The organism is Bailinhaonella thermotolerans (genome assembly GCF_003594875.1).
Classification (GTDB): Bacteria; Actinomycetota; Actinomycetes; order Streptosporangiales; family Streptosporangiaceae; genus Bailinhaonella; species Bailinhaonella thermotolerans.
Window position 1 is genome coordinate 304,690 of the sequence record NZ_QZEY01000004.1, and the last position, 17,312, is coordinate 322,001.

Annotated in this window: 10 protein-coding genes; 6 read left to right on the plus strand and 4 right to left on the minus strand. The window is 76.2% G+C overall.

The window, feature by feature from the left end; genetic code table 11:
* The first annotated feature begins 1 nt into the window (after window position 1).
* Window positions 2–592: a response regulator transcription factor gene (locus tag D5H75_RS13915; protein WP_119926851.1), complete on the plus strand. Its 591-nt coding sequence runs from the start codon at window positions 2–4 to the stop codon at window positions 590–592.
* A gap of 297 nt (window positions 593–889) precedes the next feature.
* Here D5H75_RS13915 and D5H75_RS13920 read toward each other — a convergent pair whose 3' ends face one another.
* The 3 genes from D5H75_RS13920 to D5H75_RS13930 are packed head-to-tail and all read right to left on the minus strand — an operon-like array spanning window position 890 to window position 3,482.
* Complete coding sequence (locus D5H75_RS13920) at window positions 890–1,090, minus strand: hypothetical protein (RefSeq protein ID WP_119926852.1); 201 nt, start codon at window positions 1,088–1,090, stop codon at window positions 890–892.
* Between the two features lie 45 nt (window positions 1,091–1,135).
* Window positions 1,136–2,950 carry an ABC transporter ATP-binding protein gene (locus D5H75_RS13925; protein WP_119926853.1) on the minus strand — a complete coding sequence of 605 codons (1,815 nt, stop codon included), beginning with the start codon at window positions 2,948–2,950 and terminating at the stop codon, window positions 1,136–1,138.
* Entirely contained in the window at window positions 2,940–3,482 is a 543-nt protein-coding gene (locus D5H75_RS13930; RefSeq protein WP_119926854.1) for a TlpA family protein disulfide reductase, read from the minus strand. Before D5H75_RS13930 ends, D5H75_RS13925 begins: the two co-directional genes overlap by 11 nt.
* A 226-nt stretch (window positions 3,483–3,708) precedes the next feature.
* On the opposite strand from D5H75_RS13930, the gene D5H75_RS13935 reads away from it, so the two are divergent.
* Entirely contained in the window at window positions 3,709–5,259 is a 1,551-nt protein-coding gene (locus tag D5H75_RS13935) for a phospholipase D family protein (protein ID WP_119926855.1), read from the plus strand.
* 3 nt (window positions 5,260–5,262) lie between these two features.
* Here D5H75_RS13935 and D5H75_RS13940 read toward each other — a convergent pair whose 3' ends face one another.
* On the minus strand, window positions 5,263–5,961 hold the full coding sequence (locus D5H75_RS13940) for a DUF2786 domain-containing protein (RefSeq protein WP_147425144.1): 699 nt from the start codon (window positions 5,959–5,961) through the stop codon (window positions 5,263–5,265).
* A 243-nt stretch (window positions 5,962–6,204) separates the two neighbouring features.
* On the opposite strand from D5H75_RS13940, the gene D5H75_RS13945 reads away from it, so the two are divergent.
* The 4 genes from D5H75_RS13945 (at window position 6,205) to D5H75_RS13960 (ending at window position 17,282) form a co-directional block, all read left to right on the plus strand.
* Window positions 6,205–9,147, plus strand: coding sequence for a tellurite resistance TerB family protein (locus D5H75_RS13945; protein WP_119926857.1), 2,943 nt, complete (start codon window positions 6,205–6,207; stop codon window positions 9,145–9,147).
* Window positions 9,144–10,454 carry an ATP-binding protein gene (locus tag D5H75_RS13950; protein WP_119926858.1) on the plus strand — a complete coding sequence of 437 codons (1,311 nt, stop codon included), beginning with the start codon at window positions 9,144–9,146 and terminating at the stop codon, window positions 10,452–10,454. The genes D5H75_RS13945 and D5H75_RS13950 overlap by 4 nt, the downstream gene beginning before the upstream one ends.
* Window positions 10,455–10,698: 244 nt before the next feature.
* Window positions 10,699–13,044: a DEAD/DEAH box helicase gene (locus D5H75_RS44075; RefSeq protein ID WP_277949937.1), complete on the plus strand. Its 2,346-nt coding sequence runs from the start codon at window positions 10,699–10,701 to the stop codon at window positions 13,042–13,044.
* 863 nt (window positions 13,045–13,907) lie between these two features.
* Window positions 13,908–17,282 (plus strand): AfsR/SARP family transcriptional regulator, encoded by a 3,375-nt coding sequence (locus tag D5H75_RS13960; RefSeq protein ID WP_242454223.1) that lies wholly within the window; start codon window positions 13,908–13,910, stop codon window positions 17,280–17,282.
* The last annotated feature ends 30 nt before the right edge of the window (window positions 17,283–17,312 follow it).

Genomic DNA, 17,312 nt, shown 5'->3' on the forward strand with positions numbered 1-17,312 from the left:
CATGATCCGTGTTCTCCTGGCCGAGGACAAGCACATGATCCGGGGCGCGCTCGTCTGTCTCCTCGCCCGGGAACCCGGGATCGAGGTGGTCGCGGACGTCGGGCGCCCGGCCGAGATCGTCCTGGAGGCGATCCGGTGCCGTCCTGACGTCGCCGTGCTGGACTCCACGGGGCTCGGCGTCGCGGCGGAGCTGAACGAACGCGTCCCCGGCTGCCAGACGCTCATCCTGAGCGGCCGGCGCCGCCGCGGGATGCTGCGGCAGGCGCTCACCGCGCGGGCCGCCGGGCTGATCCTCAAGGACGCGCCGCCGGGGCACCTGGCCGACGCCATCCGCCGGGTCGCGGCGGGGGAACGGGTGATCGACCCCTCGATCGCGGTGGCCGAGTTCGACGCCGAGGGGAATCCGCTCAAACGCCGGGAGGCGCAGGTGCTGCGGCTCGCGGCGGGAGGGTCGGACGTGCCGGAGATCGCGGCCCGCCTGCACCTGTCGGACGGGACCGTCCGGAACTACCTGTCCGCCGCCGTCAGCCGCCTGGGCGCCAGGAACCGCCTCGACGCGGTGCGCATCGCCACCGAGGCCGGCTGGCTCTAGCCCCGGGAAACAACCTCCGGGCCGGGTACGGCGTGAGCCGGGTGCGCCCTGGGCCGGTGCGGCGTGGGCCGGGGCGGCGTGGGCGGGGTGCGGCGTGGGCGGGGTGCGGCGTGGGCCGGGTGCGGCGTGGCGCGCCCTGGGGCCGGTACGGGCCGGGCGCGCGTGGGGCCGGTACGGGCCGGGCGCGCGTGGGGCCGGTACGGGCCGGAGTGCGTCGTGGGGCCGGCGGCGCCTTCGGGCCGGGAGCGGTGGAGCGGGGCCCGCGGCGTGCGGGCCCCGCTCCCGGTCAGCCGCCGATCAGGCGCAGCCGCCGATCTGCTCCCACGGGCCGCAGAAGGTGCTGCAGCCGCAGTTCTGCGAGCAGCGGCGGCGGTAGGCGATCCCGCCGGTGCAGCGGTACTGGTAGAAGGGGTCGGGCGGGCAGCAGGCCCCGGCGCGGACCTGCGGGACGAGCTTGCTCGCGACGCGGTCGGCGAGCGAGCGGATGGCGTTGGACATTTCCCTCTCCTTAGGGTGGGCCCGCCGGGTTCTCCGGCGGGGGGCCTATCGGGCCGCCTCCTGGTAGCCGGCCGACTGGAGGCGGAACAGGCGGGCGTAGTCGCCGTCCGCGGCCATGAGGTCGTCATGGCGGCCGCGCTCGGCGACGACGCCGTCGCGGAGCACCACGATCAGGTCGGCGTCGCGCACGGTGTTGAGCCGGTGGGAGATGAGCAGGCTGGTCGCGCCTTCGCGCTGCGCGCGGGTCCGGGCGTGCACCTCGGCCTCGGCCTCGGGGTCCAGGCCGGAGCTGGGCTCGTCCAGGATCATCAGGTCGCGCCCGCGCCGCAGGAACGCCCTGGCCAGCGCCACCCGCTGCCACTGGCCGCCCGACAGCACCACGCCGGTCTCGGGGTCCTCGCGGTCCTCCTCGCTGAAGAACGTGCGGGTGAGCAGCGTCTCGTAGCCGCGGGGGAGGGCGGCCAGCGTCTCGTGCACCCCGGCCAGGCCGGCGGCCTCCCGGATCCGGTCCTCCGCCCCCAGGGCGGACAGGTCGCCGATGGCGACGTTGTCGGCGGCGGACAGGTCGTAGTGCATGTGGTCCTGGAAGACGGCGCTGATGCGCTCGCGCAGCGCGGCGGGGTCCATCTCACGCAGGTCCACGCCGTCCCACAGGATGCTCCCGCGCGTCGGGTCGTAGAACCGGCACAGCAGCTTGACCAGCGTGGACTTGCCGGCCCCGTTGAGCCCGACCAGCGCGACCGACGCCCCGCGCGGGATGCGCAGGCTCACGCCGCGCAGGATCCAGGGGTGCTCGTCGCTGTACCTGAACCACACGTCGCGCAGCTCGACGCCGTGCTCCAGCGGGCCGGTGGCGACGGGCTCGGCCGGGACCGGGAGGTCGGGCTCGGCCGTCAGCACGGCCGCGTGGTGGCCGAACATCAGCAGGTTCTGGTGGGTGGAGCCGAACGACCCGACGAGCGCGTTCAGCGCGCCCTGCACCGACGCGACTCCGACCACGAACAGCGACACGTCGCCCACGGTGAGCGCGCCCGCGCCGGCCGAGAGGATCGCCCAGACCAGGCCGCCGCCCGCGACGGCCGCCCCGAGCAGGGACAGGCCGCCCTCGCTCGCCAGTTCGCGCAGGTCCATCCGCCGCTCGGCCGCGTTGACCTGGCCCAGCTCGCCCAGCAGCCGGCCGCGCAGGAAGCCGCCGCTGCCGAACAGCCGGACCTCCTTGGCCGCCGCGACGCTGCTGAGCAGGTTGCCGTAGAAGAACTGGCGCCGCTCGGCCGGGCCCATCTCCATCGCCAGCTCGGCGCGGCGCCGCGACAGCCGTACCTGGACCGCCAGGGAGGGCGCGCCGGCCGCGAGCACGATCAGGGTCATGACCGGGCTGAGCACCAGCAGCGAGCCGACGAAGCCGACCAGCGTGATCGCCGCCTGCGCCAGCGTGAAGAAGCCGCTGACCAGGCCCTCGCCGGCGCCGGCCGACTGCTGGGCGAGCCGCATCCGGTCCAGGAAGCGGGGGTCCTCGAAGCGGGCCAGGCCCAGGAACCGCTCGGTGGTCGCCGCGAACAGCCGCTCGGTCGCCCGCACCGTGAACCGGCGGCCGAGTTCGCGCCCGGTGTAGGAGGCGAGCTGGGGCAGCGCGGCGGTCGCGAGCCCGGCCACCGCCAGGCCGGCGGCCAGCGGCGCGAGCCGCGCGGTCGCGCCGGATCCGGCCAGGTCGTCGATGACCAGCTTGGTCAGCCACGCGACGCTGACCGGGGCGAGTCCCTGGGCGGCCATCACCACCAGGTAGCCGATGAGCAGCCGGGGCGAGGCGTCCCAGGCGGCGCGGGCCGCGGCTCGCGCCGAGGTGAGCAGGTCAGGCGCCATACACGGATTCCGGCAGGGTGCGGATGCGGCGCAGGTCGCGGTCGGCCGCGACGACCAGGCCGCCGTCCTCCACGACGTACAGCGCGGGGAAGCCCTCGGGCTTGAAGGCGCGCTGCATCGGCCCGTCCGGATCCTCGACCACGACGCGGGCGACGGGCGACAGCCGGTCGGTGTACTCGCGGGCGCCGAGGTCGTCGATGGCGTCCACGACGGCGAGCACCTGGGAGCGCGGCAGGCGGGCGGCGTACTCCTCGAACTCGGGCATGAGCTCCTTGCAGGGGGCGCACCCGGGCGAGAGGAAGGCCACGAGGGTATGGCCGGCGAGCAGCCCCCGCCCGACGGGTTCGCCCTCGGTGGTCGTCGCCGCGAAGTCCCCCACGACGTCGCCCGCGCGCAGCGACTGGTCGGGCGCCCCCTGCTTCGAGAGCAGATCGGCGTGCTGCCGCAACCGGCGCGCGAGCCCGAGCGAGATCAGCAGGTTGAACAGGCACAGAAGGGTGAGCAGGACGAGGGCCGCGACGACGAAGGCCATGTGCACTCCCGAATCCCGGCAGAGGCTTTAGGGATATCCGCAATTCCTCAGGGAGATTGTCATTAGTCAGATATATCGGTCAATAGTGCACAATTATGAATAATTCACGTTTAGCTCATGAATCGCTCATCGCCGTGCCGTGCATCCGTGGCGGGGCCCGCTCCGTGCGCCGATCGCCCCTTCGGGCGGACCGCATGAAACACCCGATTCGGGGTACATCGGGCGGGTGGATCTCTCGGATTGGTTCCTGACGGAGGAGGAGCGGGGCAATCCGGAGACGCGCCTCGGCGCCTGGACGACCGGCAACCTCGTGCGCCCGCTCATCCACGGGGCCGCCTACTTCGCCGAGCTGCGGCGACGCGTGGAGCGGCTGGGCAAGGACGACCTGCTGCTCTTCGCCGACTGGCGCGGCGACCCCGACGAACTCCTCGCCGACGACGGGCCCCCGGTGGCGGCGGCGATGGCCGGGGCCGCCGAGCGCGGCGCCCTGGTGCGCGGCCTCATCTGGCGCTCCCACCTGGACCGGCTGCGGTTCAGCGCGGCCGAGAACCGGCACCTGGGGGAGGACATCGAGGCCGCGGGCGGGCAGTGCCTGCTCGACACCCGGGTCCCGCCGGGCGGGTCGCACCACCAGAAGTTCGTGGTGCTGCGGCACGACCGGGAGCCCGACCACGACGTGGCCTTCGTCGGCGGCATCGACCTGTGCCACAGCCGCCGCGACGACGCCGCCCACCTCGGCGACCCGCAGGCCGCGCCCATGCCCGCGGTGTACGGCGAGCGCCCGCCCTGGCACGACGCGCAGGTGATGATCCAGGGACCCGCGGTGGCCGAGGTGGAGACGGTGTTCTGCGAACGCTGGGAGGACCCCGCGCCCGAGACCCGCCAGCCGCTGCGGCGGCTGCGCGACCACTTCGAGCGCATGGACGACGTGCCCGAACTGCCCCGGCCCGGCCCGCCGCCCCGGCCCGTGGGCACGCACGCCGTGCAACTCCTGCGGACGTACGCCTACCGGCGCTCGGCCTACCCGTTCGCGCCGCGCGGCGAGCGCAGCGTCGCCCGGGCCTACCGCAAGGTGCTGCGGCGGGCGCGGTCGCTGATCTACCTGGAGGACCAGTACCTGTGGTCCACCGAGGTGATCGAGCCGTTCGCCGAGGCGCTGGCGCGGGAGCCGGAGCTGCGCATGATCATCGTGGTGCCGCGCCACCCCGACCAGGACGGGTGGCTCGCGGGCCCGGCCAGCCTCATCGGCCGGGCGGCCGCGCTCGCCCGGCTGCGCGAGGCCGGCGGCGACCGGGTCGCGGTCTACGACCTGGAGAACCACGAGGGCACGCCCGTCTACGTGCACGCCAAGGTGTGCGTCGTGGACGACGTGTGGGCGACCGTCGGCTCGGACAACGTCAACCTGCGCTCCTGGACCTTCGACTCCGAGCTGAGCTGCGCCGTCGTGGACGAGACACCCGACCCGCGCCCGCCGCGCGGGGCCCGGAAGTACGCCAGGGACCTGCGGCTCACCCTCGCGGCCGAGCACCTGGACCGGGACGACGTGGACGAGCTGGCCGATCCGGCGACGGCGTTCGCCGCGTTCGCCGACTCGGCCGCGCGGCTCGACGCCTGGCACCGGTCGGGCCGGCGGGGACCGCGCCCGCCCGGGCGGCTGCGGCCGCACCCGCAGCCCGGGCTGGGCCGGGTGCGGCGCGCCCTGGCCACGCCGCTCTACCGGATCGCCGTGGACCCCGACGGCCGCCCGCCGGGGCTCCGCCGCACCGGCGGGTTCTGAGCCTCAGGAGCCCGGCAGCCCCGCGTGCGTGTCGATGACGGCGCGGTCGGCGGCGGCGATGCCCGCGTGCCAGCCCTCGGCGTTCACCACCCTGCGGGCGGAGCGCCTGGCCAGGCCGGGGAACCGGCGGGCGATCTCCTCCTCCACGGCCCGCTCCCGGCCGGACAGGAGCGGGACCAGGTCCGCGCCTGTGTCGGCGGACGCCTGCCGTACGGCCTCGCCCGACGCCTCCCGCAGGCGCTCGCCGATCCGCGCGGCGTACGCGCCGAGGAAGGCGTGGCGGAAGGAGCGCGTGCGGGAGCGGCCGGACGCGTCCCTGCGGGCGCCCGCGCGGGTCATCGCGGCCGCCGCCTGGAGCAGGAGCGAGGTGAACAGCACCTCGACCGCCTCCAGGTCCGCCGGGAACCCGAACACCGTGCTGTGCCCGAGCGGCCGGTTCCACACCGTCCGGCAGCGGTTCGCGCGCGCCACGGCCTCCAGGAGGGACGCCTTCGGCGTCTCGTACGGCCTGCGCACGTCCAGCCTGCGGCTCCGCACGCCCGCGTCGTCCCCCGCCAGGGCGGCCCGCGTCAGGTTGTGCCGGGTCATGAGGGCCTGCGCCGCCGCCGTGAACGTCTCGGCCTCGGCCTCGAACTCCGTCGCCTCCGCCTTGGCCAGCAGCGCGCGGACCCGCGCCAGCACCTTCTCGTCCGCCGTCTCCACGCCCCGTCCCCGCTCGGTCGCCCTGCCGTGCCGCCCGCCCCCGTTTCCGGCGCCCGTGCCCGGGGTTCCCGCGCCGGAACTCCGGGGGCGGCACGGCAAAAGTACTCGGGCCGCGGAAATGAGGGGGATCCGGCGTCGCCGAAACACCGTATTCGGGGGTGGATTCGTGGGCTGCCCGGGGTGAATGAGGGTGGTGTGAGCTATGGTTCATGATCATGGGGACGTTCCGGGCAAGGTGGGCGGATGGGTGGATTTAGCGGCTCCCACGGCGTACCTGCCCGGCGGGGGAGGCACGCCGCCCCGTCGCCCGTGGACCCCGGGCGAGCGGGGGCGGAAGGCCCCTGGCAGGCGCCCGGAGCCGGGATCAACCTCTTCGGCTGGAACATCATCGGGGGCCTGCTCTACGTGGGACAGGGCCTCCCCTCGGCGGCCCGGAACATGGTGGAGCCCGCGCTGATCGACCCCCGGCTGCCGGTGGACACCAGCGCGCCGGACTGGGCCGGGGAGGGCCTGGGCTACTACCCGTCCTACGACACGATCCCGCCCGCGACCCGGGCCGCCTACCTCGCCTGGCTGTCGGACGGCAGGCGGTATCCGCGGGCGCCGCTCGGCTACGTGTTCCTCTATTTCTACGGTCTTGAGCGGCGCGTCCTGCACGACCTCCTCCAGGACCCGGCGGCGGCGACGTACGAACTGCCGATCATTCACGAGGAGATTCAGCGGCTGCTGTCCGTTTACGGCGGGCACGCGGCCTTCCGGGAGTACGCGGGACGGTTCGAGCGGGTCCTGCACCTGCTGTCGGGCAATCCGCCCGAACCCGCCGCGGGGACGCCCCCGCCGCTCGGGCTGCGGGCCGGGCTGGGCATGTTCGCCGCGCGCGAGACGCCGGTCCCGGCGGACTGGGCGCTGGCCTGGATCCGCTCGCACCCCGACTACCGGCCGCGCACGCCCATGACGCGCTGCGCCGCGGAGTTCGCCGCGCTCTTCCGCGTCCGGTACGGCGAACGCCACGGCGACGGGCTGGTCGTGCGGCCCGGGCGGGGGGAGGTCCCGCTCGGATACCGGCCCGCGAGCGCCGGGTTCCACGGGCTGGCCGAGATCACGCTGCCCGGGGTGCCCGACGTGTTCACCTCCCCGGCGGCGACGCGGAGGCTGGCCACCCTCGCGGACGAGTGCACGGCCGAGCTGGAGGCCTACAGCCGCTACCTGGGGAAGGCCCCGGGGGCGCGGGAGAGCGTGCAGGCGCGGGCGCTGCTCCCGGCCGAGCTGCTGGACGAGGAGTCGGGCGCGGCGGGCCGGGCACTGCGGTGGGCGCGCGAGCGCCTCGGCGACCGGGAGATGGCGCTGGCGCCGGCGGAGGAGTTCGCCGCCCTGCTCACGGACACCCCGCCCTCGCCGCCCTCGCCGCCCTCGCCGTACGGCCGGGAGGGCGCGGGCTCACCGGGCGGCGCGGCCGGGGCCGAGCCCGGGGACGGCGGTGAGCCCGGAGGCGGCGGGGCCGGCGGGGCCGCGGCGTCCGGCGGTCGGGCCAAGCCGGCGAAGAAGGACGTGATCGCGCTCGCGCACCTGTTCAGCCGGGTGGGGATCGGGATGGAGCCCGACCCTCGCCTGGGCGGTCCGGTGCAGGCCGGCGGGGTGATGGTGCTGTTCGCCGACGCGGGCGGGCCCACCGCCGCGCCGTCGGACGCGTACCGGGCGGCGGCGCTGCTGCTGCACCTGGCGGCGGCGGTGAGCGCGGCGGACGGGGAGACCTCGCAGGCCGAGCAGCGCCACCTGAGCGAGCACCTGGAGCGGGCGCTGCACCTCACCCAGGGGGAGCGCCGCCGCCTCCAGGCCCACCTGCGCTGGCTGATCGCCACCGACGTCAAGCTCTCCGGGCTGTCCAAGCGCGTCGCGGCCGTGGACCGGGAGCAGCGGGCGCTGCTGGGTGAGTTCCTCGCGGGGGTCGCGGCGGCGGACGGCCGCATCGCGCCCGAGGAGGTCGCGAGCCTCACCCGCATCTACCGCCTCCTGGGCCTGGACCCGGCGGAGGTCGAGGCCGCCCTGGGCGCCGTGGCCCCCAAGCCCCGCCGCTCCCGTTCGCGCCGCCGCGACGCCGCCGGACCCGCGGCTCCCGGATCCCCGGCTCCCGGCTCGGCTGCTCCCGGTTCCGAGGGGCCCGGTTCCGAGGGGCCCGGTCCTGAGGGGTCCGTCCCTGCCGGCGGGCCCGTCGTCGTCCGCCGGGCCTCGCCCGAGCCCGGCTTCGCCCTGCCCCGCCCGCCCGCCGGGGACCCCCCTCTCGCGGGCGACGGGTCGCGGGGGCTTCAGTCCGAGGGGGCCTCCGCGCCCGGGCACGAGGAATCCGATCCGGCCGGGCCGGGCGCAGCCGCACCTGAGCTTGCCGCACCTGGGCCTGCCGTACCCGGGCCTGCCGTACCCGGGGCCGCCGGGCCTGGGCTTTCGCCGGGCGCGGGCGCCGATCCCGGGTTCGGGTCGGGCGGGCCCGGGTCGCCCGGCGCCGCCGTACGGCACCGGCGGGGCGACAGCGCCGCCGTACCGGAGGGAGCCGGGGCCCCGGGAGACGCGGCCGGGGCGCCGGTGAACGGGGCTTTCGCCGTACGGCGTTCGCGGGACCTCGCGGACGCGGTGGCGGGGGCGCTCGACCCGGCGCGGCCCGATCCGGCGGAACCGGGCGCGGAGGGACGGACCTCCCCGGACCGTTCCTCCCCGGCACGGACGTCCCATGAACGGACCTCCCAGGGACGGGTGGGCGCCGAGGACGCCGCGGCGGAGGACGCCGCCGCGCCGGGCGGGCGGGGGCCCGAGGCCGGAGGGCTGCCGGCCGTACGGCTGGACCCCGCGGTCATCGCGGCGAAGCTGGCCGAGACCGCCCGGGTGGGGAACCTGCTGCTGGAGATCTTCGAGGAGGACGCGCGGCCGGCGAGCCCCGCGCCCCCGCCTCCGGCCGCCGCCGCGCCGGTCGCCGGGCTCGACGGCGGGCACTCGGGGCTCGTGCGGGAGCTGGCCCGGTTCGGCGAGGTGTCGCGGGGGGAGTTCGAGGAGCTCGCGGCGCGGTGGGGGCTGCTGCCCGAGGGGGCCATCGACCGGGTCAACCAGGCGGCGCTGGACCTCCGGGACGAGCCGTTGCTGGAAGGTGACGACCCGATCCGGGTCAATACGGAACTGCTGGGAGAGATGCTGAGGTGAGCACCACCACTCCGATCCGCGCCCGCGAGCGCGACGCGCTGATCCAGTCGCTGCGCGCGGGCGTCGTGCCGCGGCTCGGGCAGCGGCACGTGCAGGTGGGCCGGGCGGCCGAGGTGGAGGCGCTGGTCGCCGACATCGTGCGGATCGGGGCGGGCGGCTCGGCCGTGCGCTTCGTGATCGGGGAGTTCGGCGCGGGGAAGACGTTCTTCCTGCACCTCGTGCGCTCGGTCGCGCTGGAGAAGCGGCTGGTCACGGTCCACGCGGACCTGAACCCGGACCGGCGGCTGCACTCCAGCGGCGGCCAGGCCCGCAGCCTGTACGCCGAGCTGATGCGCAACATGGCCACCCGGTCCAAGCCGGACGGGGGCGCGCTGCCCGCCGTGGTCGAGCGGTTCGTGTCCAGCGCGCTCGGGGAGGCGCAGCTCACCGGCTCCGACCCCGCGCAGGTCATCCGGGTACGGCTGGCGCACCTGGCCGAGCTGACCGGCGGATACGACTTCGCGGAGGTCGTCGGCGCGTACTGGCGCGGGCACGACACGGGCGACGAGCGGCTCAAGGCCGCCGCCGTACGGTGGCTGCGGGCGGAGTACTCCACCAAGACCGAGGCGCGGTCCGAGCTGGGCGTGCGGACGATCATCGACGACTCGACGTTCCACGACCACCTGAAGCTGATGAGCCGGTTCGTGTGCCTGGCCGGGTACGACGGGCTGCTCGTGGGCCTGGACGAGATGGTCAACCTCTACAAGCTGTCCTCGACGCAGGCGCGCAACTCCAACTACGAGCAGATCCTGCGCATCCTCAACGACACGCTCCAGGGCACCGCCGCGCACCTGGGCTTCGTGTTCGGGGGGACGCCGGAGTTCCTGACGGACACGCGGCGGGGCCTGTTCAGCTACCCGGCGCTGGCGTCGCGGCTGGCGGAGAACTCGTTCGCCGTCGGCGGGCTGCGCGACTACTCCGGGCCGGTGCTGCGGCTGGACGCGCTCACGCCGGAGGACCTGTACGTCCTGCTGACCAAGATCAGGCACGTGTACGCCTACGGGGACCCGGCGCGGTACCTGGTGGAGGACGAGGCGCTGCCGGCGTTCATGCACCACTGCGCGAACCGCGTGGGCGAGGCGTACTTCCGCACGCCGCGCACCACGATCAAGGCGTTCTGCGACCTGCTGGCCGTGCTGGAGCAGAACCCGGAGGTGGACTGGCGGCAGATCCTCCCGGCGGTGGAACTGGGCCACGAGGAGAACCCGGACCTGGCGCCGCTGGAGGACGAGGAGGGCGATGGAGAGCTCGCCGCCTTCCGCCTCTGAACCACCCGCCCCAGACCCGGCGGCCCCCGAACCCCCCGCCACCGGAACGTCGAGCGCCGGGACGCCGAGCGCCGGGACGCCGAGCGCCGGGACGCCGAGCGCTGAGCGGCCGGCCGTCGAGCCGTCGGTTTCCGAGCCTCCCGCCTCCGAGGCGGCGAGCGCCGGGCGGCCGGTCGCCGAGTCGTCCGTACGGGAGGCGCCCGGCGGACTCGCGGGGGTGCGGCGGGCGGGGGCGGCGGCGCCCGTGACGGTGCCCGCGGGGCTGCCCGCGCCACGGGCGGAGTCCGCCGCCTTCGAGCTGTTGCATCCCCGCGTGCGGCGGTGGCTCTGGGAGCAGGGGTGGCGGGAGCTGCGGCAGGCGCAGGAGGCCGCGGTCGCCCCGGTGCTCGCCGGGGACCGGGACGTGCTGATCGCGGCGGCGACGGCCACGGGCAAGACGGAGGCGGCCTTCCTGCCGATCTGCTCCTCGCTGGCCGCCGACCCGCCGTCCGTCCCGGGGTTCTGGGCGGTGTACGTCAGCCCGCTCAAGGCCCTGATCAACGATCAGCACGGCAGGCTCGACGCGCTCTGCGAGAACCTGGAGATCCCGGTGGCGCGGTGGCACGGCGACGTGGCGGCCGCCACCAAGGGCCGGCTGGCGGCGCGCCCGCGCGGGATCCTGCTGATCACGCCGGAGTCGCTGGAGGCGCTGTTCGTGCTCAGGGGCCCGCGGATGGGGCTGTTCGCGGGCGCGCTGCGGTACGTCGTCGTGGACGAGCTCCACTCCTTCATCGGCACCGAGCGGGGCGCGCAGCTCCGCTCGCTGCTGCACCGGCTGGACCTGGCGGCGCGGCGTCGCGTGCCCCGGATCGGGCTGTCGGCCACGCTCGGCGACCTGGGCGCGGCGGCGGAGTTCCTGCGCCCGGGCGGCGGCGACCGGGTCGAGCGGGTCGTCTCCACCGCCGACGGCCAGGAGGTGCGGCTCCAACTGCGCGGATACGTGAGCCGGGACCCGCGCGAGAACCCCGGGGACTCCGCCGACCCCGCGGCCGGCCCGCCGTGCGCCGGGCCCGAAGCCGCCGCCGAGGACGGGGATGCCGCGCCGTACGGCGGGCACGGGGGCGGCGCGGAGCCGTACGGCGAGGCGGGGGCGGGCGGTGGCGAGGAGGCGTCGCGGGACGTCCGGGACATCGCGCGGCACCTCTTCCAGACGCTCAGGGGCGGTCACCACCTCGTCTTCGCGAACTCGCGGAGCGCCGTCGAGCAGTACACCGACCTGCTGACGCGCGAGTCGGAGGCCGCGCGGGTGCCGAACGAGTTCGTCCCGCACCACGGCAACCTGTCCAAGGACATTCGCGAGCACACCGAGGCCAGGCTGAAGGACCGATCGCTCCCGGCGACCGCGATCTGCACCTCGACGCTGGAGATGGGGATCGACATCGGCTCGGTCTCGTCCGTCGCCCAGATCGGCGCGCCGCCGGGCGTGGCCGCGCTGCGCCAGCGCCTGGGCCGCTCCGGCCGGAGGGACGCCCCCGCGGTGCTCCGCCTGTACGTCTCCGAGCCCGCGCCGTACGGCGGCATGAACCCGGCCGACGAACTGCGCGACCAGCTCGTGCAGACGATCGCGACCGTGGACCTGCTGCTGGAGCGGTGGTACGAACCGCCTCCGCCGGGCATGCCGCACCTGTCCACCCTCACGCAGCAGGTGTTGTCGCTGATCGCCCAGCACGGCGGCGTCACCCCGGCCGCCGCCCACCGCACGCTCTGCGCCCAGGGGCCGTTCCGCGAGGTCGGCCCGGACACGTTCGCCGCCCTCCTGCGCGACCTGGCGGCCGCCCGGCTGATCCGCCAGGAGCCCGACGGCCTCCTCCTCCACGGCGAGGTGGGCGAGAGGATCGTCAACCACCACACGTTCTACGCGGCGTTCGCGACCCCGGTGGAGTACCGCGTGACCGCGGGCTCGCGCGCCCTGGGCACGCTGCCGGTGGACCAGCCGGTCGCGGAGGGGTCCCTGCTGCTGTTCGCCGGCCGCCGCTGGCGGGTCCTCACGGTGGACCCCGAGGCCCGGCTGATCGACGTCGCCCCCGCCTCGGGCGGCCGCCCGCCCACGTTCACCGGCGCGGGTCCGGAGGTCCACGACCGCGTCCGCGTGAGGATGCGCGAGGTCTACGAGTCCCCGCGGGTCCCCGCCTACCTGGACGCCGCCGCCCGGCTCCTCCTGGACCAGGGCCGCGCGGCGTACCGCCGCCTGGGTCTCGGTGAGACCCCGCTCCTGCCGTACGGGAAGGACACCCTGCTCTTCCCCTTCCGCGGCGACAGGATCATGACCACCCTGACCCTGGCCCTGGCGGCCCGCGGGGTGGACGCGGCGCGCCAGGGCCTCTCCCTGCTCCTCGCCGGCACCTCCCCGGAGCAGGCGAAGGACCACCTGACGAGCCTGGCCGAGGAGGGCCTCCCGTCCTCCGCCGACCTCGCCCGCCACATCCCCGACAAACGCCACGACAAATACGACTTCGCCCTGAGTGTCCCCCTCCTGACCCTCTCCTGGACCACCCGCCACCTGGACCTCCCCGCCACCGAATCCTTCCTCGCCACCACCTTCCCCACCTGAACCCCCAGGGGCCGAGCCCCCTCCGAAGGCCACCCCCGAAGCGCGCCCCTCGCCGTGACCTCGCGGCCCAGCGCACAGGTGATCACAACGAGGCGAGGACCCTGGGGTGTGCCGTACGGCCGGCGCGGGCCTCGGGTGAGGAGTCACCGGTGTCCACGTGGACCCCTTCGGGCAATCCAGTGCGGCGAGGAGCGGCCCCGGCTCGCCGAGCTCTCCGGTTCCGGCGGAGGGACGAAAACCTCGGGACCGGTGCGGCCTCCACGTCCCTCCGGCCGTTGCCTCCCGCATCCCGTGGTCCCCGGCGCGCTTGCGCCTGCGCTCTCCCTCATCGTGATCATGCGGTCCTGCGCACACCCCCTGATTCAAAGCGCGTGATCACCGCGAGGAATCGGGGCGAGGGGAGAGAGGGGTGGTGTCAAGGCGGGGCCGCATTGTCCGGATGTGGCGTACCGGTGGCAAGGCGAGGGCACCGCCGACGGGACACCTCTCCCGGAAGCCGGGCCGGGATGGCCCCGTGCCGGTGTGGCGTCATGCGCGGTACGCATCCGCGGGCATCGAAGAGCTCAGCGTCGAGGCCGGCAGCGCGCGCGTCCCTCGTCGTGATCTTGCGGTTTCGCGCACACCCTGTGATCGAAAGTGCATGATCACGGCGAGGGCGGGGGCCGGGGGCTGGGGTCGCGGGGCGGGCGGGCGGTTCGGGTCGCGGCCGGGGTGGGACGTTGTGGCGGGGTCGGCCGGGCTACCTGCCTGGCGGGCTTGGCTGGTTGGTCGGGGGGGCGGGGGGGCGGGGTCGGCCAGGTGGTCGCCGGGTGTGGGGGTGGGGGCGGGAGAATTGGGGGATGTGGTGCGGGATTCTGGGGGCGTTGGAGGTTCGGGGGGATGACGGCGGGCTGATCTCGGTCGGGGGGTCGCGGGCGCGGGGGCTGTTGGTGATGCTCGCGGCGGAGGCGGGGCGGGTCGTCAGTCTGGAGCGGCTGGGGGAGGGGCAGTACGGCGGGCTCGACGACGTGCCCGCCGATGTGGCCAACGCGGTGCAGGCGCAGGTGTCGCGGTTGCGGCGGAGGCTGCCGGCCGGAGTGATCTCGTTCGAGGGGGGCGGATACCGGCTCGCGATCGATCCGGACCGCGTGGACGCGCACCGGTTCGAGCGGCTCGCGGGGGAGGGGCGGCGGGCGCTCTCGGCCGGCCGGCATGCCGAGGCGCGGGCGCTGCTGGGGGAGGCGCTGGCGCTGTGGCGCGGGGAGGCGCTGGCCGACCTCGGCGACGCGCCGTACGCCAGGAACCGGCGCGTGCGGCTGGAGGAGCTGCGGCTCGGCGCGATCGAGGACCGGGCGGAGGCGGCGCTCGCGGCCGGGGAGACCGGGGCCGCGGGGGAGTTGCGGGAGCTGGTGGCGGCGCATCCGCTGCGGGAGCGGGCGCGCGGGCTGCTCATGCGGGCGCTGCACGCCGAAGGGCGGGCCGGGGAGGCCCTGGCGGAGTACGAGCACGCGCGGCGGCTGCTGGCCGAGGAGCTGGGGGCCGACCCCTCGCCGGAGCTGGCCGGCGTGCACCTGGAGATCCTGCGCGGCGAGGCGCGGCCCCGCCCGGCGGCGGTGCCGGCGCCGTTGACGCGGCTGGTGGGGCGGGACCGCGAGCTGGCGCACGTCCTGGGGCTGGAGGGGGCGCGGCTCGTCACGATCACCGGGCCCGGGGGGATCGGGAAGACCCGGCTCGCCGTGGAGGCCGCCCGGCGGTACGGCGACGCCTGCTTCGTGGACCTGTCGCCCGTCGAGGAGGTTCCGGCGGCCGGGCCCGCGGACGCCAACGCGGTGGCGCACGCGGCGCTGGTCGCGCTCGGCGTGCGCGAGGGCGGGCTGCGCGGGCCGGGGGCGGCCGTGCCCGACCCGGTGGAGCGGGTGACGCGGGCCCTGGCCGAGCGGGAGCTGACGCTCGTGCTGGACAACTGCGAGCACGTCATCGGCGCGGCGGCGGCGCTGGTACGGCGGGTGCTCGCGGCCTGCCCCGCCGTACGCGTGCTCGCGACCAGCCGCGAACCCCTCGGGATCACCGGCGAGGTGCTCGTGCCGCTGCCGCCGCTGGAGGTGCCGCCCCCGGACGCCGAGCCCGCGCGCGCGCTCGCCTCGCCCGCGGTGCGGCTGTTCCTGGAACGCGCCGCCGCGTCGGGCCTCACCATCGACCCGGCCGCCGTGGACTCGGGCACCGCCGACCCCGGCACCGTGGACGCGGTCGCCCGGATCTGCGCCGCGCTGGAGGGGGTGCCGCTGGCCATCGAGCTGGCCGCGGTGCGGCTGCGCGCGTTCACCCCCCAGGAGCTGGCGCGGCGGCTCGCCGAGCACGACCTGTTCCGGGTGCTGTCACGCGGCGACCGTACGGCGGCCGCCCGGCACCGCACGCTGCGCGCGGCGATCGCGTGGAGCTGGGACCTGCTCGGCGAGCGGGAACGCGCGGTCGCCCGGCGGTTCACGGTGTTCGCCGGCGGCGCGACCCTGGAGGCCGCCGAACACGTCTGCGCCCTCAGGGACGAGCCCGCCGCCGGCCCCGAGGCCGCGTCCCCGGCCCCCGCGATGCCGGACCCGGCGCCTGCGGGCCACGGGCCGGTGGAGTCGCTGGATCCCGAGGATGTCGCGGACCTGCTCGCCGACCTGGTGGACAAGTCCCTCATCGAGGTCGAGGGCGGGGGTTACCGGATGCTCAGCACGATCCGCCTCTTCTGCGCCGAACGGCTCGCCGAGGCCGGTGAGGAGGACCGGGCGCGGCGTGTCCACGCCGGGTGGTTCCTCGCGCTGGCCCAGCGCACGGACCCGTCGCTGCGCCGGGCCGGGCAGGTGGCGGCGCTGGACCTGCTGCGCGCCGACCATGCCAACCTCCAGGCCGCGCTGCGCTGGGCCGTACGCGCCGATCCCGCCCTCGCCCTGCGCCTGACCGCGGCCCTGGCGGCGTACTGGTGGCTGAGCGGCCGCGCCGCCGAGGCCGCCTCCCAGGCCCCGGCCCTGCTGGCGGCCGTGGACACCCGCGGCCCCCGCGCCCTCGCCCAGGGGCCGGGGGACGCGGCCGGGCCCCGCCCGCAGGCCGAGCCCGGTATACCGGGCGAACCGGGCATGCCGTACGCGGGCTCGGGCACGCCAGGCCCAGACCCCGGCCCCGGCCCGGGCGCCGCCCCGCTGACGGCGGACGAGTGGGCGCGGACGCGGGAGGGGTATGTCGCCGCGGCCGCGTTCGCGATCACGAAGGCGTCCCCCGGGCAGCACGCGCGGGCCGAGGAGATCATGCGGTCCCTGGAGGGCCCCCTCCGGCACCCCTTCGTGGCGGCGCTGTGGGGGATGAACGCCGGGCCGATGGGGCCGGAGGAACTGCGGCGCCAGCTCACCCTGTTCGCCGACGACACGTGGAACCTGGCCCTCATGCGGCTCGGCGACGGGCTCCTCGCCCTGCTCAACGGCGAGCCGGAGACCGGGGAGCGGGCCCTGTCGGAGGCGCTGGGCGGGTTCCGGGAGCTGGAGGAACGCTGGGGCGTCGCGCAGGCGCTGGACGGGCTCGCCGTGCTCGCCACCCTGCGCGGCGAGTGGGCGCGGGCGAGCGGGCTGCGCGAGGAGGCGCTGCGGCTGCTGGACCGCCTCGGGGCCCTCGACGAGATGGTGGACGTGGCCTGGCGCTGGGGCGACGCGCTGGTGCGGGAGGGCGACCTCGACGCCGCCGCCGACCGGTACGGCAGGGCCGCCGGCCTCGCCCGCCGCGCCGGGATGCCGGGTGTCCCGGCGCCCGTCCACCTCGGCCTGGGCCGGATCGCCCGGATCCGGGGCGACCTCGCCGAGGCCCGGGAGCGGTACGAGGCGGCGCTGCGCACCTCGGTGAAGGGGGCGTTCGCCGCCGGGGGCGCGCTGGTGGCCGCGCACGTGGCGCTGGGCAGGCTCGCCGAGGCGGAGGGGGACCCGGACGAGGCGCGCCTGCGATACCGCGACGCGCTGGCGGCCGCGCGGGAGACACCCCTGCCCAGCGACATCGCCGACGCCGCCGAGGGGCTGGCCGCCGCGGCGCTCCTGGACGGCGACCCCGCGCGCGCGGCCGTACTCCTGGGCGCGGCGGTGGCCCTGCGCGGGATGCGGGCGGCCGGGGACCGCGACGTGGAGGCGACGGAGGCCGGGGCCCGGCGGCTGCTCGGGGAGGCCGCCTTCGCCGAGACCTTCGCGCGCGCCGCCGCCCTGCCCAGGGACCGGGCGGTCGCCGCCGTCCTGTCGTGATTTGCCGTTTCGGCAAGGATCCTTTGCCGC

What these genes read in the sequence shown, in the direction of transcription:
- D5H75_RS13915 (WP_119926851.1), top strand. Translation starts at nt 2, where the DNA reads ATGATCCGTGTTCTCCTGGCCGAGGACAAGCACATGATCCGGGGCGCG.
- D5H75_RS13920 (WP_119926852.1), bottom strand. Translation starts at nt 1,090, where the DNA reads ATGTCCAACGCCATCCGCTCGCTCGCCGACCGCGTCGCGAGCAAGCTC.
- D5H75_RS13925 (WP_119926853.1), bottom strand. Translation starts at nt 2,950, where the DNA reads ATGGCGCCTGACCTGCTCACCTCGGCGCGAGCCGCGGCCCGCGCCGCC.
- D5H75_RS13930 (WP_119926854.1), bottom strand. Translation starts at nt 3,482, where the DNA reads ATGGCCTTCGTCGTCGCGGCCCTCGTCCTGCTCACCCTTCTGTGCCTG.
- D5H75_RS13945 (WP_119926857.1), top strand. Translation starts at nt 6,205, where the DNA reads ATGGGTGGATTTAGCGGCTCCCACGGCGTACCTGCCCGGCGGGGGAGG.